The organism is Vibrio sp. DW001, from assembly GCF_029016285.1.
Lineage (GTDB): Bacteria > Pseudomonadota > Gammaproteobacteria > Enterobacterales > Vibrionaceae > Vibrio.
The window spans coordinates 1,217,524-1,236,988 of record NZ_CP091975.1 but is presented as its reverse complement, the minus strand read 5'-3'; the positions used below and the strand labels follow the sequence as shown (position 1 = coordinate 1,236,988).

At 42.9% G+C, this 19,465-nt stretch carries 20 protein-coding genes; 10 read left to right on the top strand and 10 right to left on the bottom strand.

Annotation, left to right across the window (positions count from 1 at the left end):
* Nucleotides 1-41: 41 nt before the first annotated feature.
* Nucleotides 42-941 carry a helix-turn-helix domain-containing protein gene (locus L3V77_RS05955; protein ID WP_275136185.1) on the top strand — a complete coding sequence of 300 codons (900 nt, stop codon included), beginning with the start codon at nt 42-44 and terminating at the stop codon, nt 939-941.
* Nucleotides 942-978: 37 nt separating this feature from the next.
* Here L3V77_RS05955 and L3V77_RS05950 read toward each other — a convergent pair whose 3' ends face one another.
* Nucleotides 979-1,938 carry a LysR substrate-binding domain-containing protein gene (locus L3V77_RS05950; protein ID WP_275136184.1) on the bottom strand — a complete coding sequence of 320 codons (960 nt, stop codon included), beginning with the start codon at nt 1,936-1,938 and terminating at the stop codon, nt 979-981.
* A gap of 99 nt (nt 1,939-2,037) precedes the next feature.
* On the opposite strand from L3V77_RS05950, the gene L3V77_RS05945 reads away from it, so the two are divergent.
* Complete coding sequence (locus L3V77_RS05945; protein WP_275136183.1) at nt 2,038-2,244, top strand: DUF1127 domain-containing protein; 207 nt, start codon at nt 2,038-2,040, stop codon at nt 2,242-2,244.
* A gap of 126 nt (nt 2,245-2,370) precedes the next feature.
* Nucleotides 2,371-2,760: an MAPEG family protein gene (locus L3V77_RS05940; protein ID WP_275136182.1), complete on the top strand. Its 390-nt coding sequence runs from the start codon at nt 2,371-2,373 to the stop codon at nt 2,758-2,760.
* Between the two features lie 25 nt (nt 2,761-2,785).
* On the opposite strand, the gene L3V77_RS05935 is transcribed toward L3V77_RS05940, so the two are convergent.
* Complete coding sequence (locus L3V77_RS05935) at nt 2,786-3,652, bottom strand: EamA family transporter (RefSeq protein ID WP_275136181.1); 867 nt, start codon at nt 3,650-3,652, stop codon at nt 2,786-2,788.
* 35 nt (nt 3,653-3,687) lie between these two features.
* On the opposite strand from L3V77_RS05935, the gene L3V77_RS05930 reads away from it, so the two are divergent.
* A complete protein-coding gene (locus L3V77_RS05930; protein WP_275136180.1) occupies nt 3,688-3,906 on the top strand; it encodes a hypothetical protein in 219 nt (72 codons plus the stop codon).
* 162 nt (nt 3,907-4,068) lie between these two features.
* Nucleotides 4,069-5,598 (top strand): glycerol-3-phosphate dehydrogenase, encoded by a 1,530-nt coding sequence (glpD, locus tag L3V77_RS05925; RefSeq protein ID WP_275136179.1) that lies wholly within the window; start codon nt 4,069-4,071, stop codon nt 5,596-5,598.
* Nucleotides 5,599-5,759: 161 nt separating this feature from the next.
* Here the strand turns inward: glpD and L3V77_RS05920 are convergent, their stop codons facing one another.
* Together L3V77_RS05920 and L3V77_RS05915 are read right to left on the bottom strand one after the other, a co-directional pair.
* Entirely contained in the window at nt 5,760-6,740 is a 981-nt protein-coding gene (locus L3V77_RS05920; protein WP_275136702.1) for a Gfo/Idh/MocA family oxidoreductase, read from the bottom strand.
* Between the two features lie 23 nt (nt 6,741-6,763).
* A complete protein-coding gene (locus tag L3V77_RS05915; RefSeq protein ID WP_275136178.1) occupies nt 6,764-7,051 on the bottom strand; it encodes an antibiotic biosynthesis monooxygenase in 288 nt (95 codons plus the stop codon).
* A gap of 120 nt (nt 7,052-7,171) precedes the next feature.
* On the opposite strand from L3V77_RS05915, the gene L3V77_RS05910 reads away from it, so the two are divergent.
* The 4 genes from L3V77_RS05910 (at nt 7,172) to msrB (ending at nt 11,632) form a co-directional block, all read left to right on the top strand.
* Complete coding sequence (locus L3V77_RS05910; RefSeq protein WP_275136177.1) at nt 7,172-8,047, top strand: LysR substrate-binding domain-containing protein; 876 nt, start codon at nt 7,172-7,174, stop codon at nt 8,045-8,047.
* 119 nt (nt 8,048-8,166) lie between these two features.
* Nucleotides 8,167-9,261, top strand: a complete 1,095-nt coding sequence (locus L3V77_RS05905; protein WP_275136176.1) for a PfkB family carbohydrate kinase — start codon at nt 8,167-8,169, stop codon at nt 9,259-9,261.
* A complete protein-coding gene (locus tag L3V77_RS05900) occupies nt 9,255-10,172 on the top strand; it encodes a pseudouridine-5'-phosphate glycosidase (protein WP_275136175.1) in 918 nt (305 codons plus the stop codon). Before L3V77_RS05905 ends, L3V77_RS05900 begins: the two co-directional genes overlap by 7 nt.
* A 317-nt stretch (nt 10,173-10,489) precedes the next feature.
* Nucleotides 10,490-11,632: a peptide-methionine (R)-S-oxide reductase MsrB gene (gene msrB, locus L3V77_RS05895; RefSeq protein WP_275136174.1), complete on the top strand. Its 1,143-nt coding sequence runs from the start codon at nt 10,490-10,492 to the stop codon at nt 11,630-11,632.
* 136 nt (nt 11,633-11,768) lie between these two features.
* Here the strand turns inward: msrB and L3V77_RS05890 are convergent, their stop codons facing one another.
* Nucleotides 11,769-12,524 carry a nitroreductase family protein gene (locus L3V77_RS05890; protein WP_275136173.1) on the bottom strand — a complete coding sequence of 252 codons (756 nt, stop codon included), beginning with the start codon at nt 12,522-12,524 and terminating at the stop codon, nt 11,769-11,771.
* Between the two features lie 29 nt (nt 12,525-12,553).
* Nucleotides 12,554-13,402: a 3-mercaptopyruvate sulfurtransferase gene (sseA, locus tag L3V77_RS05885; protein ID WP_275136172.1), complete on the bottom strand. Its 849-nt coding sequence runs from the start codon at nt 13,400-13,402 to the stop codon at nt 12,554-12,556.
* A gap of 207 nt (nt 13,403-13,609) precedes the next feature.
* Here sseA and L3V77_RS05880 point away from each other — a divergent pair, with 207 nt between their 5' ends.
* Nucleotides 13,610-14,056, top strand: a complete 447-nt coding sequence (locus L3V77_RS05880; RefSeq protein WP_275136171.1) for a hypothetical protein — start codon at nt 13,610-13,612, stop codon at nt 14,054-14,056.
* A gap of 216 nt (nt 14,057-14,272) precedes the next feature.
* Here L3V77_RS05880 and L3V77_RS05875 read toward each other — a convergent pair whose 3' ends face one another.
* The 4 genes from L3V77_RS05875 to L3V77_RS05860 form a co-directional block, all read right to left on the bottom strand.
* Nucleotides 14,273-15,832, bottom strand: a complete 1,560-nt coding sequence (locus tag L3V77_RS05875) for an AbgT family transporter (protein ID WP_275136170.1) — start codon at nt 15,830-15,832, stop codon at nt 14,273-14,275.
* 203 nt (nt 15,833-16,035) lie between these two features.
* Entirely contained in the window at nt 16,036-17,019 is a 984-nt protein-coding gene (locus tag L3V77_RS05870) for a glutathione S-transferase family protein (RefSeq protein ID WP_275136169.1), read from the bottom strand.
* A gap of 47 nt (nt 17,020-17,066) precedes the next feature.
* Nucleotides 17,067-17,762, bottom strand: a complete 696-nt coding sequence (locus L3V77_RS05865) for a pirin family protein (RefSeq protein ID WP_275136168.1) — start codon at nt 17,760-17,762, stop codon at nt 17,067-17,069.
* 202 nt (nt 17,763-17,964) lie between these two features.
* Nucleotides 17,965-19,260, bottom strand: coding sequence for a MipA/OmpV family protein (locus L3V77_RS05860; RefSeq protein WP_275136167.1), 1,296 nt, complete (start codon nt 19,258-19,260; stop codon nt 17,965-17,967).
* Nucleotides 19,261-19,465 lie beyond the last annotated feature (205 nt).

Genomic DNA, 19,465 nt, shown 5'->3' with positions numbered 1-19,465 from the left:
TGTACACTTACACTATCATTTATTGTTATAAAGAGACCCAAATGAGAACGGATTACCAAACCAAACTGAAGCCCGTTATTCGTTTTTTAGAACAAAATTACAATGTGCCGCTGAATTTAGTGGAGGTGGCTAAACTAGCCGCACTTTCCCCCTATCACTTCCACCGAGTTTTCAAAAGTGTTACTGGGGAAACATTAAATGAATTTCTGCGTCGTCTTCGATTACAAAAAGCAGCACACGACCTTTTCTATAACAAACCACCTATTATTGACGTCGCCTTAGAGCAAGGGTTTTCCAGTTCCCAAAACTTCGCGAAAGCATTTCGCAAACATTTTGATCTTTCCCCCAGTGAAGTTCGTGAGTGCACCAATCTCACCATTTTTTCTCAGGTTCTTCGAAAGAGCAAGATAGGAAACGCACACAGCAAAAACGGAAACGACTTAGTCGAAAACACTTCCTATAATTCTTCTCACACGACACAGAGGAGAATAAACATGATTAAGCAACAATTTGACCAAGGAACCTTAGCTTACGTTCGAGTCACTGGACCTTACGGTGAGAACTACAAGCCCGCGCTAGACGCCCTTTATGGTTGGGCGAACTCCGAAGGCGTCGCAGACGCTACTTGTATATTCATCTACCACGACAACCCTGAAATAACGCCGGCGGAAAAGTGCCGAACGGATATTGGCTTATTGGTTCCAGAGAATGTAAAAGTAGCAGGAACGGTAGAAAAACAACTATTTGTCGGGGGCCGCTATGCCACGTTGCGAAAACAGATCACTGACATGTCCCAATACGGACCGGCGTGGAACGAACACATCGCCCAAATCGTTGATCTAGGGATAGAGATGGGCGACGGCCCATGCTTCGAGCTTTACCATAGCTTCAACCCAGAAACCAATGAATCGGATGTTAGTTTCTGTAGCTCAGTTAGGTAATAATTGTATACGCAGCCTTATCTCAAGTTAGATAAGGCTAGGGTTTTTTGAGGTCAATCACGCCATCCTTTTCCGGTGGCAGATCAAGAAGGTTGATACCTTCCGCGTCGTTTTGTTTGAACTCTTGCACCTGTTGTTGAATCCAGTCAACAAATGAACGAATCTTTTCACGACGAAAGTACCCTTTAGGTGCACAAAGATAATAACTGTATCGAGACTTTACCGCTTTATCACCGATACGCACCAAGTTCCCCTCACGTAAATATCGATTAGCCAAGCTATGTTTGACTAAGGCAACGCCTTGCGCTGACAATGCCCCTTCCATTACAAATTGCGAACCGTCATATTCAATGGAAGCATGCCCAGTAGAAAGCTGCATCGTTTCAAACCATATTGACCAGTTCATATCCGGCCATACATCTTCAATTAAGTCTACTTTAGATAGATTAGTCACATCAAATAGTTGATGCTTCTGTTGATAACTGGGGTGACAAACAGGGTATAAAATTTCGTCCATCAACCAAACGGATTCAACATTAGCGTATTGGCCGTGACCATAACGAATACAGATATCCACTAAACCATCTTGAAAGTTAACCAGCTCATTTTTCGGATCCACCAATAACGATAACTGAGGGTAGAGAGATCGAAAATGATTAATACGCGGAATCAACCAATGTTGGGCGAAAGTCGGATGGGTTGAAATTGACAATCTACCGGGCTCTGGATCTTGGTTTAGGTTTCTGACGCCATCTTGCAGGTGAGCGAACCCTTTCTTGGCTGACTGAAAAAGCGTCTCGCCTTCGGTCGTCAACAAAACTTTTCTGTGTTGTCGCACAAATAACTCACAATCTAACCATTCTTCTAACTGACGTACTTGTTGACTGATTGCCGCTGCACTAACAAACAACTGCTCAGCGGCTAATTTAAAACTGCCTTTTTCTGCAGCAACATAAAAATAAAACAGGCCTTGTAGGGGAGGCAATTTATCTTTCACTTAAGTTCTCCTTAACTCAATGTCGATTTCTATCGTTTGTCAGAACGAGCACATTAATTGAGTATTGACCATGAAGTCCACCATGTTCAAGGAGTATTTATGACTATTCACACAAATTCATCACTCAATTACAACCGTCTTAGTGCGCAAGTTTCGCTTAAGAATTTCTTCACCTTGATAAAGAAATGGCACCACAATGCTTGTAGTCGACAGGCACTGAACGAGCTCTCCGAGCACCAACTATCCGACATTGGACTAGACAAATTGCAGGCAGAAAAAGAGGTCCAAAAACACTTTTGGCAATAGTAAAAACGCCAGATGCTAACCAAATACACAGAACAGCCATAGTGTAGCGCATTGAAAAAATGAGAAATAAGAATCAAACTCCTTTACTCTAGAGTTCTATTGAAGATTTAGATAATGGAATGAACAATGATTACTGCGCTATATGCCTCTCTACTTATGCTGTTAATAATTTGGTTAACCGTTAAGGTGATTAAACAACGCCAATCCGGAAAAATAGCGTATGCAGACGGAGGAGTAAAAGAACTTCAGATAGCCCGCTCGGCTCACGGTAATGCATCGGAAACCATCCCTATAACATTAGTTTTAATGATTCTTTTAGAGCTAAATGGCGGCAATATTTATCTGTTGCACTTGTGCGGAGTAGCGCTATTATTGGGCCGAATTCTTCATGGGACAGGGATTCTTAACGAAAACTTTGGCAACAGAAAAAAAGGTATGGTACTCACCTTTATCAGCCAAATAATTCTTGTCATGGGCAACCTCATCTACTTACCTTTCGACAAAATGTTTGGTTAAGCAAACTTTGCTAACGTATCACATACTAAAGATAAAAGGTGCCAACAGCGACAAACATCATCGCGGCACCAAATAATTTTTTCTGCCAAAGAACTTTAGACTGATGGATCTGATGCCTAAAAAAGAAAAACGCAAGCAGAACACCAATCACGCCTCGTAAAGATTGGATAACATTTCCTGTGACGACACCGCTCATGTTGAACCCAACCAACAAAAATACCACGGCAATTAACCATGCTATCGCAACCCATTTCACTTGGTAGGCCATTTTAAAAGTAACGCCTTTTACAGGCATTAAAAATAGACTCCCCAATCCGCAGATAAAATAGTTAATAGAAATAGTCACCACCGACTGCTCAAAAGGGTTTGACTGAATGATCTCTTTTGAAAACTGTGCAATGGCCATATCAGCAAAGCTATAACCGACACTTGCCGCCAGAACCAGTAAAAGCGGCTTCATTGCTATTTTTCCTGACAGCGCTGAAAACCGCCACGCGATAAGCAGAATAAATAAAATAGACAGCCATTGCATTAAGGTAAATTCGGCATTAAACATAAAGACAGATATCATTGCCAATACCGGAATTTTAATTGCCAACAGCGGTGAGACTACCGAAGCATCACTTAGCTTTATGGCTTTTATAAGCATGTATTGAGCAAAAAGGTAAGGAAGATTAATAAGCAGTATATCTAAGGTTTGAGAGGGCTCTATTAATCGCCAATAACCCATAAACAAAACGGGGTATGCGGCAAACACCCCGATGGTAACATGTACCGCGATCAGTAGTTTCACCCCATCAATATTAAAATTTTGTTGGCAACGTTGAGTAAGAATATAGTTGGTCGCTTGAAAAAAGGCGGCCAGAAAGCTAGCAATAAACCCAAAAATCATACTAGGTGAATCTTCTAAGTGGTGTGGGGGAACACATGGAGCATTCAATAAAGGAAATAGAATGCAGCCTGAAGGGTTTCTATAACAGTGGCTCTTCTGTACCAACGAACATCGTATTGTATCACCATGCTCTAATTGAAGATATTACCACTACATTTCATTCCGCCTTTTCACCACCAGCAAACGCTCGAACCATTATTGCGCTCGTACGAGCAATCAATGAATTGCAACATTTTAGCAACAAAAACAGTTGATAATGCAAGCTTTAACGACGACAATTGATTATTTACAGTACTAGCCCATCAATTTTGTAAAAAATAATTAACAAATATTTACGCGGTTTTATTCGATTTTTTATCGATTATGTGCTTTTATATATACATCAATGCTCGAACGAACATATAAGAGTCGGTATAATGGAAAAAGTAGAAAACGTTCATGATTTAATAGTCATCGGTGGCGGCATCAATGGTGTCGCTGTCGCAAGTGACGCGGCGGGTCGCGGGTTAGACGTCGCGTTATTTGAGATGAACGATCTTGCATCTGCCACCTCCTCTGCAAGTAGTAAACTGATACATGGTGGACTTCGTTATCTTGAGCATTACGAATTTCGTTTAGTCAGTGAGGCATTAGCAGAGCGTGAAGTATTGTTGAATAACGCGCCTCATCTGGTGGCTCCTTTACGTTTTCAACTACCGCATCGCCCACATCTACGCCCAGCTTGGATGATTCGTATCGGTCTATTTCTTTACGACAACATCGGCAAGCGCGTTTCTTTACCCGCAAGCCACGGACTAAAATTTGCTTCTAACGGCCCTTTATTGCCACAAATGAAAAAAGGCTTCGAGTATTCCGATTGCGCCGTAGACGATGCTCGTTTAGTGGTTATTAACGCCAAATTAGCGCAAGAGAAAGGGGCGAAGATACACACGCGCTCAAAATGTATTGACGCTGCTCGCAGTAAAGAAGGTTGGACGGTCACGATAGAAGATACATTGACAGGAAAAACAACCGAGTTTAAAGCGAAGGCGTTAGTCAATGCTGCTGGGCCATGGGTCGATAAATTTTTTGACTCACAGTTAAAAATGACTTCGCCTCGTGGGATTCGATTGGTGAAAGGCAGCCATGTCATTGTGCCCAAGATGTATGAAGAAAATCATGCCTTCATTTTACAGAACGAAGATAACCGAATTGTATTTGTACTGCCCTATCTCGATGATTATTCAGTTATCGGTACCACCGATGTGGAATATACAGGCAACCCTTCAAAAGTGACGATAGATGATGACGAAATAAGCTACCTATGTGACATCGTTAATCAGCATTTTGTTAAACCCGTCTCCCCAGACGATGTCATCTCAACCTGGTCTGGTGTCCGTCCTCTTTGTGAAGATGAGTCATCCGACGCACAAGCGGTAACGAGAGATTACACCATTGAACTCGATGACCAACAACCAAATGCGCCTTTACTCTCTATATTTGGTGGCAAACTCACCACCTACAGAAAACTTGGTCAAGCTGCCGTCGATCAGCTTTCGCCTTTCTTCCCTCAAATGAATGAACCATGGACCAAAACAGCGACATTACCAGGTGGTGACTTCACCACTCGAGATAGCTTGCAAAGCACGCTTTTAAAGCAGTATCCATGGTTAGAAGCCAAGCTTGCGAGGCGCTTAGTTAGGGCTTACGGCACCCTCTCCGTTTCTATCCTTAAGCAGATAAGTAGCGTAGAAGAACTTGGTACACACTTTGGACACGGCTTGTACCAAGCAGAAGTAGATTATTTGGTCGCTGAGGAGTGGGCCGTCAGTGTCGAAGATATTCTTTGGCGCAGAAGTAAACTCGGACTCAAGTATACGCAAGCAGAAGTTAACGCTTTAGATGCATACCTTAATCCCCTTAGCACACAAGCTGAAAAGGTAGAAGACACGGTTTTATCGGCTTAATTAGCGGGAATACTTTCATTTAAGGCGATGAAATCCGCCCCCCAAGTTCGGTTGTCCCCACTATTGTGGGGAGGTCATCTGTTCTAACGGTCCCATGAGCAACAAGGCATCCCGTAACTATAAATGCATCTCGTTTAACCACTTATCCACGACTTAGTGGTTCATAAACCTGTAGCGGCTTCCCAATCGGTTAGGAGTCGCATGATTGTTCGGGAATCTTCCGGCCGCGCGCTGGTTCCTTTCAACGTGAGTTCACCCTGCTCAACAGCTTGTCTTATATTTCGTACTTGATACAAGAAGCCATTCCCTCTCGCATCGACATTAAACACTCTTCCATCTTGTTCATACTCAGTCACCACAAAATGATTCCCTGCTGCTTCCGGTAACCAAGGGTTCGACGAAATCGTGAGGCTTCCTTTGCTTCCAAGAATCGTGAATTGTGGAAACAAACCGTGGTCTTCTGCCGTATGTAACTGCGCAACAACACCATTTTTAAATTGAAACGTTGCGGCGGTATCACATATATTCCCGTCGGTACCCATTTTACCAAATGCAGCCAAATTGTATTGATCAAACACTTGCTCACCAAAACAGCTTTTTAGTACAAGATGCATAAGAGACACAGGATAACAACCTAGATTATAAAGCGCGCCTTTACTATCTGGATTAACAAACTCAGCGATAGAGGCCACATACTGCGCATTAATCGACTTCACTTCGCCAATACTTCCGTTAACAAGTTCCTGCATGATCTGGGCAATAAGCGGATGGTTGAGATACATCAAACCTTCCGCAAAAAAAACGTTGTGCTTTTCGACCGCTCGCAGCGCTAAATCGGCCTTCTCCATATCAACAGAAAGTGACTTTTCACTCAAGACAGCTTTGCCAGCTTGCGCTGCTTTAATAATGTACTCATGATGAAGGTGATTCGGTAAGGCGACATAAACCACATCAACCTCTTTATCGTTAATCAACGCATCGAAATCTTGGTAAACCTTCTCAACCTGATGCTGTTTTGCAAACGCTTGCAGCGGTTCGAGCGAACGACCAGCAACAGCATATATCTCGGTTGTTCCTTCTTCTTTGATGGCATCGGCCATGACACCGGAAATAAAGCTTGTTCCTAAAATACCCCATTTCAGTTTCTTATCCATATTGTTTCTCTTTAGAATTGGTAAGTTTGATAGGCGCTAACAAGGTCTGTGAATCCTTGTTTAATAAACTTCTGCGTATGTTCTGCGCGAAAATGCTTTTCATAGGCAGCTTCATCTTCATAGCGCTCCCAAAATATAAACTGCCGTGAATCTGTTTTACTCTTCATCGGTATTGCCATGGTACAGCCTTCTTCGCTGTTCATACTTACACAGAACGCTTTGATCGCTAGTAATGCATGGTCATAATCCACATCTTCTTTGATGCGAATTTCTGCTGTAATAAATAGACCTTTATCCACTTCAATCTCTCTAATAACTTGGGTTCATTGTATTCATTAATGTAATTGACTCCCCATGCTTTATAAACGACCATTATGTTTATTGTTTATAAACCATGAGTTACTAATAGGGCATATCAAATGGACAAGTTAAAAAGTATGCAGGTCTTCGTTTACGTGGTCGAACATGGCACATTTTCCAGCGCCGCGGTTCATTTCTCGATAACCGCTACCATGATTGGTAAACATATAAAACAACTTGAGAAACAGCTTGGGACTCAACTCATCACTCGAACCACGAGAAAACAGTCATTAACTGAATCTGGTCAACTTTATTACCGCGATTGCAAACGAATATTAGAAGAGATCACCAATGTAGAAAATAAAATACTCACCGTTGAAAACAGACCAAAAGGGACGGTAAGAATTAATGCGCCTGTCACGTATGGAAGTATTGTTTTGGCCCCTATTGTCGCCGATTTTCTTAAGTTATACCCAGAGATTAACATAGAGCTTACCTTGGATAATCTCCGTATCGACCCTATTCTTGATCAGGTTGACATCATCATTCGCATTGGCCATCTTAACGACTCAGCGTTGATTGCTCGCCCATTAGGCCAGTATGAGATGATCTTTAGCGCCTCCCCAAAATATTTATCCACCTACGGCATACCGAGCAAGGTCAAGGACCTAGTGAATCATCATTGCTTGGGCTTCCACTATGGGGATATTCAATCTCATCAGGCAAGTCGATTAGGCACACATGCCTTTGATAAGACCAATATCCGTTTATCCTCAAACAATGGTTATGCGTTGAAAGTGGCCGCTTTACAAGGCCTTGGGATAATGCTCCAGCCGAAGATTTCACTTACTTCTGAGATAACCGACCAATCACTTATTCAGATTCTTGATGACGAATCACCAACCCCTAATCCAATACATGTGTTGTATAAAAGTAAGTTTATTCCTATCAAAACACGAACATTTGTCGACTATTTATTGGAATGTACTGTGTAATCTGACGCTTATATGTAATTTAAATTGTGATCCAGAGCAAACGGTTACTTTTCTAACTATCATTTTGCAGAACGCCGGCCTATCATGCAAACTTAAGTTTGGTTGACGGACATATGTTTATGACTGAGAGAGAACAACAGATATTAAGTATCTTGCGAACAGAGCCAATGATCGCACAACAAGTTCTAGCGGATAAGCTAGGGTTAAGCCGCAGCGCTGTTGCTGGCCATATCATGAACCTCACGAAAAAAGGGTTCATTCAAGGCAAAGGGTACATCATTGCACCCAACCAATACGCTATGGTCATTGGCGGTGCCAATATGGACCTTTGCGGACGCTCCTCTGCCGCTTTGATACAAGGTGATTCTAATCCTGGCCAGCTCACAAGTGGCGCTGGAGGCGTAGCGAGAAATATTGCTGACAATCTTAGTCGTTTAGGCAGTTCCGTACAGTTTATTGGTGCAATGGGTGACGATAATTGGGGTGAGCAGCTTAAATCTGCCTGCCGTGAAGCTGGCGTTAGTGTCGAGCACTGTTTAACAGTGACAGGCGCAACATCTAGCAGTTATTTGTCGATACACGACCATGACGGCGAGATGCAATTAGCACTTAACGACATGAAGTTGATCGACCGACTTAATGCAGAGCAACTCGCTCAGCGTGAAGGGGCCATTGCTCGCTCTAGCGCGATTGTTCTCGATGCTAACTTAAGCCACAGCGCTCTTGAATACCTCTTTCATGTTCATAGTGACATTGACATTTTTGTCGACCCTGTTTCGTCAGTCAAAGCGCCCAAGCTACTGCCATTCTTAGATAAAATTCACACATTAAAGCCAAACTTAATGGAAGCGGAATTACTGTCTGGCATTACGTTTACACAACAGAGCGACCTAGAAAAAATTGCTGGGACCCTACACAACAAAGGGGTTGAGCAAATACTGATAAGCCTTGGAAGCAAAGGGGCTTATTCCAGCTGTAGCGAGGGAGCAACATTTATCCCTCCATCAAAAACACAGGTTAACAATGTAACCGGAGCGGGCGATGCGTTAATGGCTGGCCTTACTCACGGGTACCTGAATCAATGGCAGTGGAGTAACACTGTCGAATTTGCACTTGGCGCAGCACGATTAGCGCTAGTTGCTGAAAACACGATTAATTCAACTATGTCTGAAAAAGCGGTTCGACGCTTAATAGAGGAAACCATCACATGTTAGAGAAATACCTTGATATCCAACCAGAAGTGGCACAAGCATTAGCCAACAACCAACCTGTTGTTGCCCTAGAATCAACAATCATCTCACATGGTATGCCATTTCCAAGGAATGTAGAAACGGCTCTGTTGGTCGAGAACACCATCCGTGAACAAGGTGCGGTACCTGCCACTATCGCTATCATCAATGGTCGCTTAAAAGTTGGACTTTCAGAAGAACAGATCACACACCTAGGCAAAGCTGGCTCAGCCGTAACCAAAGTAAGCCGTCGTGATATACCTTTTGTCGTCGCAAGCAAGCAAGATGGCGCAACGACCGTCGCAGCTACAATGATTCTGGCATCAATGGCGGGCATTAAAGTCTTCGCTACTGGTGGTATTGGTGGTGTTCACCGTGGTGCACAACAAACCATGGACATCTCTGCTGATCTGCAAGAGCTTGCAAATACAGATGTTGCGGTTATCTGTGCGGGTGCTAAATCGATTCTTGATCTTGGACTTACGCGCGAATACCTTGAAACCCAAGGTGTACCAGTTATTGGTTACCAAACTGACAGCCTTCCAGCATTTTACACGCGAGAAAGTGAGCACAGCATCGATTATCGCCTAGATACTGCGGATCAAATTGCATTGGCACTCAAAGCAAAATGGGAAATGAATTTAAACGGTGGCGTTGTGATAGCCAATCCAATTCCTGTCGAATTTGCCATGCCAACAGACACCATTACTCACGCTGTCAATACTGCGCTGGCGGAAGCGGAAGAACAAGGTATCTTAGGTAAGGAATCGACACCATTCTTGTTGGCTCGCGTTTGCGAACTAACTGGTGGCAACAGCCTAGATTCAAATATTCACCTCGTATTAAACAACGCTCGTTTAGGCGCTCAAATCGCGATTGAATACAGCAAGCTTTAACACATAATTGATTCAGAAAAACGTGGCGACTTAATAATGACTGTCACAAGTAGCGAATCAAATCAAATGAGCTCGATGGCACAAATTGCAATAGACAGAAAAGTCTTGAACAGTTTGCAAAGTCGAGTTCATTTTGATAGTTTTCGCAATACGAACGGTATAATTTCTTCTTTATTCACAACTCTCCTTAGACGACTCGCCTCTCTTTTTCAAGAAAATCAAAGATTCTAAAATTTAATATGCCTTTTTTGAAAGTAATTCGGTCTATCCCCTTTCTATATTCCTACATAACTTTACAAACAACAAAAGGGAAAGACATGAAGCGATTATCCAAGTGGTTGCTCTCTTTCGCGGTGATATTGCCAGCACTCGTACTGATCATCATGCCAGAAAGCTCTGCCAACGCAGAGAGCAACAAACCAACCGCAATAAACAGTCAAGTTGCCACACTTGCTGGTGGTTGCTTTTGGTGTACAGAATCTGATTTCGAGAAACTCGATGGCGTTACAGACGTCGTTTCTGGTTATGCCGGTGGAGAGCTAGATAACCCAACCTACAAACAGGTCTCTTCAGGTAAATCAGGGCACATTGAAGTTATTCAGGTTACCTATGACGCAGATAGCCTAAGCTACGAACAGATACTCGATCACCTCTTTAGGCATATGGATCCAACAGACGACAAAGGTTCATTTGTCGACCGTGGTCCGCAATACCGTCCGGCTATTTTCTATCACACGCCAGAACAAAAAGCCATCGCGATGCAGTTCATTAAAGAGGTAGACGATGCTGGAATATATCCGGATCCAATCGCCACTGAATTAATAGAATATACCGAGTTCTTTCCGGCGGAAGATTACCATCAGGATTACTATAAAAAGAGCAAGGTTCGCTATAACTACTACCGCTATGCATCGGGTCGAGATCAATACTTAGACAAGCTATTTGGAGAAGATAGAAATGAGAACCAAGTAACTTTACGTCAACTAATCGACGGCAAAAAACAGACGGCAAACCTAAAACAGTATCGCAAACCCTCGGATGAAGAAATCCGTAAGAACCTAACCTCACTGCAATATGATGTTACCCAAAAAGATGCGACTGAACGCCCATTTAACAACCCCTATTGGGACAATAAGAAAGAAGGTATCTATGTGGATGTTGTTACAGGTGAGCCCCTTTTCTCTTCGACCGATAAATACAAATCGGGAACTGGCTGGCCAAGTTTTACCAGACCACTCGCGGGTAGTTACGTTGTCACCACTACGGACTACAAACTGATTTATCCAAGAACAGAAGTAAGAAGCAAGTTTGGTGATTCACACCTAGGTCATGTATTCAAAGATGGACCAGCACCTACCGGGCTTAGATATTGTATGAACTCAGCTTCAATGCGATTTGTCCCAGTAGAAAAGATGGGGACAGAAGGATACGAGGAGTATCTACATTTGTTTGAAGGATAAGTAATGATTTCCACTCAGGAATAGCATCTGTCAATGCGGTCCATTCCGCCATCCCCGCCATCCCCACGAAAGTGGGGATTTTCATCACAGAGAACCTCGATGCCAGGTGTATATCTGTCTCCGTTTGGGTTACCTATTAATGAGTAAATACAACATCATTACGACTGACTCTTTGACGTTCGCTGTAAATACCATCTTCAGTACGCGAACCACAGCTTATTATCATGGTAATTTCCGCGTTTTTTTCTAAACCTAACAACACTTTGGCTCGTTTTGAATCAAAACCTTCCATTGGGCACGTATCGTATCCTTCTGCCCGCATAGCGGTCATAAATGTCATTGCGGCAAGCGAACTACTTTTATGTAGACTAACTCGAAGATCAGACTTTCCAACCTCTCTCACTGACGGTTTTTTCACACCTAAATACGCACTCCACAACTTTCTGAATAACCCAAACAAGCCAAATCTATCGTTTCTATATAATATAGGAATAAATTTTTCGTAGTATTGTAAGGCTCTTTTCGAAACCGCATCTTCGCGACCTTCGAAGGCCTTACGCACATTTTCAGCATTCATTTGAGCCCGAGGTCGCCACTTATCGGGAGTGACGACGAAGGCAACCAGTTCGTTAGCAGTTTTTGCGGCTTTCTGCCCCATACAGATATCCGCTAATTCAGTTCGAGCGGGTTCACCAATGATTCGATGAAATTGCCAGAGTTGCATATTGGAACTATTTGGCGACAATATAGCCAAGTCGAGGGACCGGCTCACCGCTTGATGATCAAACGCAGCGCTTTGATCATATTTTCTTACAGAACGACGCGACTGAATCAGTTGCTGAAAAATAACTGATTGCGTTTCCTCTGGAGGATTTATTAACGTTGTTTCCACTTTACATACTCACTAAGTTACAAACAGGATTACTCAATAGGGAAGTCGTGCCTAGAACCCCACTCTGTCCACGAGCCATCATATACCGACAGTTTTTTCTTATTACACTGCATTGCAGCAAGCGCTAAAACGCAAGCGGTGACACCAGAACCACAGGTGAAAATAAGGGACTGAGAATCGTCACAGACGTCGGCAAACATCATTTTCAACTCACTAACTGACTTTAGATAACCATTCTCAACTAAACAAGGGAATGGTAAATTTTTCGAGCTGGGAATATGTCCGCTTCTAACATTCTCCCTCGGTTCTGCTTGTTGGCCATGGAAGCGCTCTGCTGGTCGAGCGTCGATTATTGCCATCTCTGGGAGATGCGTCTTTGTATTCAGTGTCTCGATATTGATCTGCCACTGTGAACATAGTTGCGCTTGATAGCGACAGGTTGGCAAGGCAATAGGTTCACTACTGTCTAATGGTGCACTGGCGGCTTTCCAAGCTGGCAACCCACCATTGAGAACCGCGACATCATTGTGGCCCATGGCCTTAAACATCCACCATACTCGTGGCGAAGAAAACAGACCATGGCTATCGTAGACCACAATTTTTGTGTCATTTCCAATGCCTAACAACCCAACTTGTTCAGCAAAATAATCTGCCGACGGCATCATGTGCGGCAAATCTGAATCTAGATCACATATCAAGGTATCAAAATCAAAAAACAGGGCACCGGGTATTCGCTCTGACTGCCATTCTGACCGCCCATCCCTTTCTATGCCCGGCATAAACCAGCTAGCATCTATCACGGTTAGCTCTGGATGGTTCAGGTGTATTTTTAGCCAGTCGACATCCACGACTGAACTCGATAATTCAATTAAACTCATCTATTTTGTTTCTCCATCTTAAAATTCCATTTCCAGTACTCCAAACTTTTCATATCTGCATATCGACGTTAGGTCTTTCCTTCACTTTCATGGTTATACCATAACAAAATAAGACAAAAAATGAATTCGCCTTCCCCAATAGAAAGTATTAGAGTTAATAGATAAGGGTACCGAGCCCGAATTCAAGCACTAATTTAAAGGAAGACGATGAAAAGTATCTCTATTGCTACAGCGATAATCGCGCTTACTGGTTGTCAAAGCATGAGTATCGACAAACCATCTGACATGCCGATTGAACATGACGACCAAGCCCAACAATGCGCCATCTACGACACGAGAGATTGGCAGGCCAGCATTACGACTTTAACCGGTAGCGAAAACAATTATGTTCTCAAAGTTAGTGGACTGGTTGATCTGCCCTCACCCGCGTATCAGGTGGTATGGCAGAAAGGACCGATGGACAGAGCAAACCCACCAAGTCTGCGTCTAAGGTTAACCACACTAAACGCGACCGAAGGTGCTTCCATACAAGTCATAACGACGGCGAAAATAGAATACACATTAGAGACGCCGTTGCCGGTAATGAGAAACGTGATGGTTTCCTGCGGTGATTCTGTTGTTGCTACGATTCCTGTGTCTATTGGCAGTTATTAATCTGCCCCATAAAAATGCAGGAGGGTTTCGTGTCGATGGTATTTGAGTGACAACTTTCCGGTGTGACAAATAAACAGAGCCAATAGGTGTGAATACCCCCCTATTGGCTCTGTTTGATTCTCGATATAATACGGACTCAGTCGTGATATACCCATTCTACTTAATAACGGGTCAGACGAAATATGTCTGGTATTACTTTCTCATCATAAAATAGGCCTACATCGAGTAGGTATATGGGGCTTGGATACCCAAAGGGATACCTAATGCCCAATACGCGAGTAAAAATATCGTCCAACCAATCAACATTGCGATTGAATAAGGCATCATCAAGGAGGCCAGTGTTCCGATACCCGTCGATTTAACATAGCGCTGGCAATACACCACGACGAGCGGGAAGAAGACCATGAGTGGGGATACAATATTCGATACAGAATCACCTACACGATAAGCCGCTTGAGAAAGCTCAGGCGCGATACCTACCGCCATAAGCATTGGCACTAAAACAGGACCAATTAACGCCCATTTAGCCGAAGCTGACCCCACAAGTAGGTTAATCAGTGCGGTCAATAGAATCATACCCACTATCGTAGCCTGTCCCGGCAGGTTCAGCGCTTTAAGCCCTTCGGCGCCATACAAGGCCAACATGGTTCCGATATTGGATTGACCAAATGCGGCTAAGAATTGAGCACAAAAAAATGACATCACAATGTACGCACCCATGGTTCCCATGGTATTTGACATCGCCTTAATAACATCATTACTACTTGCGAAGGTTCCCGCGACTCGACCATAGACAATCCCCGGAATGACAAACAGAATAAAGATCAGGGGAACAATAGATTTCATCAATGGTGCTGAAAACGAAGTGATATCACCCTCTGGCGATCTCAATGCGGAGTTTTCAGGCAGAATCGCAAACACAAGCAATGCAATACCTGCCATCATCGACCAACCTGCCCATTTGAACGCACGAGATTCTATCGCCGAAAAAGAGGCAAGATCTGGCGCGTCCTCTGCATCCTCATCTACGGATGTGGAGGCAAGCCTAGGTTCTATTATCTTTTCAGTGACATACCAACCAATCGCGACAATTAATACCGAAGAGATCCCAGTAAAAAAGATATTGGCTAACGGATTAATCAGATAATCGGCATCAAGAACCTGTGCTGAAGTTTGGGTAAATCCGGCGAGCAAAGGGTCAATACCAGAAGGAATAAAGTTGGCAGAAAAACCACCAGAAACACCTGCGAACGCCGCAGCAATGCCCGCTAATGGATGTCTACCCGCGGCATGAAAAATAATACCGCCTAATGGAATAACCAACACATAACCAGCGTCTGCTGCCGTATGCGACACAATCGCGACCAAGATCAACATCGGCGTAAGTAATTTGGCTGGCGTAAAGTTCAGCATTTTCTTTAGGCCGGTCGTAATGAAACCTGAAGAGTCCGCGACACCAACACCAAGCATGGCAACCAATACGATGCCCAATGGGGCGAAACTAGTAAACGTTGTCACCATGTTAGCTAGAAACGACGCCAGTGCTTCTCCGGTGAGTAGGTTCGTGACTTGAAGGACTTCACCCGTTCTTGGATTAACCAAATCAAAGGAGATATTGGCGAGAATGGCGGAGCTTACCCAAACAATAATCAACGCCCAAAAAAACAAAATAGCCGGATCTGGAATTTTATTGCCAGTCCGTTCTATAAAGTTAAGAAATCGATCCATACCTGTTGGCTGCGCATCCGTTGCGACTTCTACAGCCTGATTACTCATAGATACTCCAATTAAAAATTAGCCTTAACTAAGGCAAATGAATTGGAGTATTGTATAAAAGTATCGAATATTAACGTGCTAAAACAACCTCAAAACTTCTAAATACTGATTATTTTTATTACTATTCAATTAGTAACAAATTCGGATCTGACCGATTTTAGATGTTCGGTTCATCTCTATTTAGATAAATAATGTGATCTTGGTTAGCCGAATCGACGTTGACGTGAATGGGCAGACATATAGTTGATCTCTGGCCCTTCAGGAACGATTTGTGTTGGGTTAATCATTGTGTGGCTAAAATAATAGTGACGCTTAATATGAAAGAAATCCACCGTATCCGCAACACCTTGAAACTGATAGAGATCTCTTACGTACTCTGCAAGGTTTGGAAACTGTTCTATTTGCTGTCGATTACACTTAAAGTGTCCAAAATAGACCGGGTCAAAACGAATTAAAGTAGTAAAAAGTCGCCAATCTGCCTCAGTCAACATATTGCCAACTAAGTAACGCTGCTGACCGAGAAGTTCTTCGATGGTATCTAGCGTCGAAAAAAGTACGGTGTATGCTTCTTTGTAAGCGGTGGGGCTGGTTGCAAACCCCGCTTTATAAACACCATTATTGATTGCGTGGTAGACAATATCATTCATCTCATCGATCTGCTTTCGTTGCGTCAACGGGTAAAAATCAAGTTGATTACCTGTCAAACCATTAAAGGCGGCGTTAAGCATTCTAATTATCTCGGATGATTCATTACTTACAATACGATTGGATTTTTTATCCCATAAAACGGGCACTGTCACCCGTCCTGTATAGTTAGGCTGATTGCGCGTATAGATTTGAAATAAGTAGTCTGATTGGAAAAGATCATCACCAGAGCTGTGATTGTTTCGGTCGAAACTCCAGCCACTAGTAAGCATATCCGGGCTGACCACCGAGACAGTTATGTGAGATTCTAAGCCTTTTATTGCTCTAAAAATGAGCGCACGATGAGCCCAAGGACACGCCAATGAAACATACAAGTGATATCGACCAGATTCTGCTTTAAAGCCACCTTCTCCTGTTGGACCGGCGGCACCATCTTCTGTCACCCAGTTGCGTAATTGGGCCTCTTCTCGCTTAAACTTACCGCTGTTCTGTTTGGTTTCATACCATTGGTCGTGCCAAACACCATCTACGAGCAAACCCATATTATTATCCTCTTACTTTCTATAGTTTAATCCGTTTTATAAACAAATTAAGGCAAATCAAATACAAGCGCTTTCACCTGAGTATGACCCTTGTTAACAAACAATATATTATCGACTAACTCAATTTTCACACCATCGCCTTCAGTCAACGTTTGGTCGTCCATGGTTAGCTCCCCAGATATATGGTGCACATAAACCTTTCGGCCAGAACCAATGGTGAGGTTCAATTCTGTATTTGGATCAAGCACTAATTGATGCAACGTAGCATCTTGCTTGATGTTAAATTCGGTACCCTGCCCAGTTGGAGATGCAATCGTCGTTAATCCTACATCCGTACCAAAAGATTTTTGTTGGTACCCGGGGTTGTTACCGAATGAATTGGGTTGTATCCAGATCTGCAATAAATGCAGTTCATCACTTTTCGACGCGTTAAATTCACTATGGTATATGCCACTACCCGCCGACATTAACTGGTATTCTCCTGCGGAAAGTTGCTTAATATTGCCTTCGCTGTCTTTATGCTGAATGGCACCTCTAAGCACAAAAGTGATGATTTCCATATCCCGGTGACCATGGGTATCAAAACCTGAGTTTGGTTTCAGCACGTCGTCATTGATCACTCGCAAAGCTGAAAACCCCATATGTTCCGGGTCGTAATAATCAGCAAAAGAAAAGCTATGTTTACTCTCTAACCAGCCGTGATTCGCCTTGCCTCTATCTTGCGATGGTCTTATCGTAATCATGTTAGTACCTACCCATATTTTGTTGGCTATGACAAGTAAACATCAATGTGCTTGCTATCATCAATAGGATCAGTATATCTCTGTTATTTTGGGTTTAATAACGCAATATATTGATACTCTATTTCAAAATATTTGAACCCACTTTGAGGTACTATGCTGCGACCTTTCGACAGTAACAACAGAGTATTTAGAGACGTTTTGATTACAAATCGACTTGCAGATAAACGGTATTGTAGTTGCTCCCGCCCTTTATTCGACCAAACTGAGAGGAAGACTCAAAGATAGCAGAACGATGATGCAGGGAGTAACCCAACCATATATTGTTCCAGTCTCGTTTGTTGAATAAGTCCCCGAGATTAACGTCATATGAAACATCCAAATAATTAAGTAGTTGGCTGGGTTCATACTCTTTATCAGCCATGCTTTTTCCTTCCATGTAGGTGATTTTATCAATATATGAAAGCCCTTCAGCCAAACCAATGCGCCATTTGGTTGGCCAATTCAACGTGTAGTACGCTTTAACCGCCACGACATATTCTGTGCTTGCGCCTTGAGCGTCCGATGTCCAATGATGAATCAAACCAGGCGTAAGATAGATATCGAAATCATATCCAAACAGTTCATCAGTGAGGGGATATCCATAAAAGATTGAACTGAGTGTTCCGTCATTGTCATCTTTTTCGCTCTCCAAGCGGAAAAGAATATCACCCATATTAGACGTCGTGGCCCAACCGTGTGCCACTCTCAAGTAAGGTGATATTGAGAGTGACTCTCGTAATGGCATACTTTTATCATTAAAAAAGGCAATACCGGCATAAGCTTCACCTTGCCACCGTTCCTCAACAATCTCAGCCCCGTAAGCATTACTATCCAAATACGTAGCACCGATGCTTCCCAATAAGTAGAAATTAGAAGTCACATGATATTTAGCCCTAACAGAGGCCGTCGCGTCTATTCCTCCATCAATTGATTCTCCGGTTTCTTGCTTAAAGGCATAGTATTTAGAATTGAAATCTTGGCTTTTCAACCTCAGGGTAAACTTCGGCTCCAACTGCCAGTTACCAAATTCAAAGTCACCTGATAACACAAAATTGGAATGCAGGTAAATATCGTCATCACCCATTAACTCAGCTTCGAAGTCCCAATGTTTATTAAATGGACGCTGGAATTTAAAGCCAAAATCCGCACTATCTCCACCCGCTTCATTTTGCAGAGAACGTGGTATATCAACAAAACGAGTACGCAATATGGCAAAGAGGTTGTAATCCAGTTCTGGGTGGGTATACAGCTTCGCACCACCTTCTAATCCATCGAGATAAAAAGTCTCACCCTGAAAAAAAAGCATCGGTACAAAAGAGTTAACGTAATCATCGTTAGACTCATTAGCAAAAGGAATTGTCGCGGAACGCATCACCCCAGCAATCCCCCATTCTTGCTCTGAATAAGAGGAAAATACAGAGGTTGAAAAAAATAAAACGATACATAAGCCAAAACGCATAGTACAAACCCAACCAAATAAAATTTAAGTCCCTGTTTAGATTGTATAAGAACAATGACAAAAGCACATCGCAAAGTGTGCAGAGAGATAAATAATAATTCAACAACACGACCAACCGTTTTTTATTATCAATGCTACGCTTAATGACGTACCGATAATCCATTCATTGACACCAGTACCGTGAAGTGAATAGCCACTCTATTAT

What these genes read in the sequence shown, in the direction of transcription:
- L3V77_RS05905 (WP_275136176.1), top strand. Translation starts at nt 8,167, where the DNA reads ATGACTGAGAGAGAACAACAGATATTAAGTATCTTGCGAACAGAGCCA.
- L3V77_RS05940 (WP_275136182.1), top strand. Translation starts at nt 2,371, where the DNA reads ATGATTACTGCGCTATATGCCTCTCTACTTATGCTGTTAATAATTTGG.
- L3V77_RS05875 (WP_275136170.1), bottom strand. Translation starts at nt 15,832, where the DNA reads ATGAGTAATCAGGCTGTAGAAGTCGCAACGGATGCGCAGCCAACAGGT.
- L3V77_RS05870 (WP_275136169.1), bottom strand. Translation starts at nt 17,019, where the DNA reads ATGGGTTTGCTCGTAGATGGTGTTTGGCACGACCAATGGTATGAAACC.
- L3V77_RS05930 (WP_275136180.1), top strand. Translation starts at nt 3,688, where the DNA reads ATGGAGCATTCAATAAAGGAAATAGAATGCAGCCTGAAGGGTTTCTAT.
- L3V77_RS05900 (WP_275136175.1), top strand. Translation starts at nt 9,255, where the DNA reads ATGTTAGAGAAATACCTTGATATCCAACCAGAAGTGGCACAAGCATTA.
- L3V77_RS05910 (WP_275136177.1), top strand. Translation starts at nt 7,172, where the DNA reads ATGGACAAGTTAAAAAGTATGCAGGTCTTCGTTTACGTGGTCGAACAT.
- msrB (WP_275136174.1), top strand. Translation starts at nt 10,490, where the DNA reads ATGAAGCGATTATCCAAGTGGTTGCTCTCTTTCGCGGTGATATTGCCA.
- glpD (WP_275136179.1), top strand. Translation starts at nt 4,069, where the DNA reads ATGGAAAAAGTAGAAAACGTTCATGATTTAATAGTCATCGGTGGCGGC.
- L3V77_RS05945 (WP_275136183.1), top strand. Translation starts at nt 2,038, where the DNA reads ATGACTATTCACACAAATTCATCACTCAATTACAACCGTCTTAGTGCG.
- L3V77_RS05880 (WP_275136171.1), top strand. Translation starts at nt 13,610, where the DNA reads ATGAAAAGTATCTCTATTGCTACAGCGATAATCGCGCTTACTGGTTGT.
- L3V77_RS05865 (WP_275136168.1), bottom strand. Translation starts at nt 17,762, where the DNA reads ATGATTACGATAAGACCATCGCAAGATAGAGGCAAGGCGAATCACGGC.
- sseA (WP_275136172.1), bottom strand. Translation starts at nt 13,402, where the DNA reads ATGAGTTTAATTGAATTATCGAGTTCAGTCGTGGATGTCGACTGGCTA.
- L3V77_RS05955 (WP_275136185.1), top strand. Translation starts at nt 42, where the DNA reads ATGAGAACGGATTACCAAACCAAACTGAAGCCCGTTATTCGTTTTTTA.
- L3V77_RS05860 (WP_275136167.1), bottom strand. Translation starts at nt 19,260, where the DNA reads ATGCGTTTTGGCTTATGTATCGTTTTATTTTTTTCAACCTCTGTATTT.
- L3V77_RS05935 (WP_275136181.1), bottom strand. Translation starts at nt 3,652, where the DNA reads ATGATTTTTGGGTTTATTGCTAGCTTTCTGGCCGCCTTTTTTCAAGCG.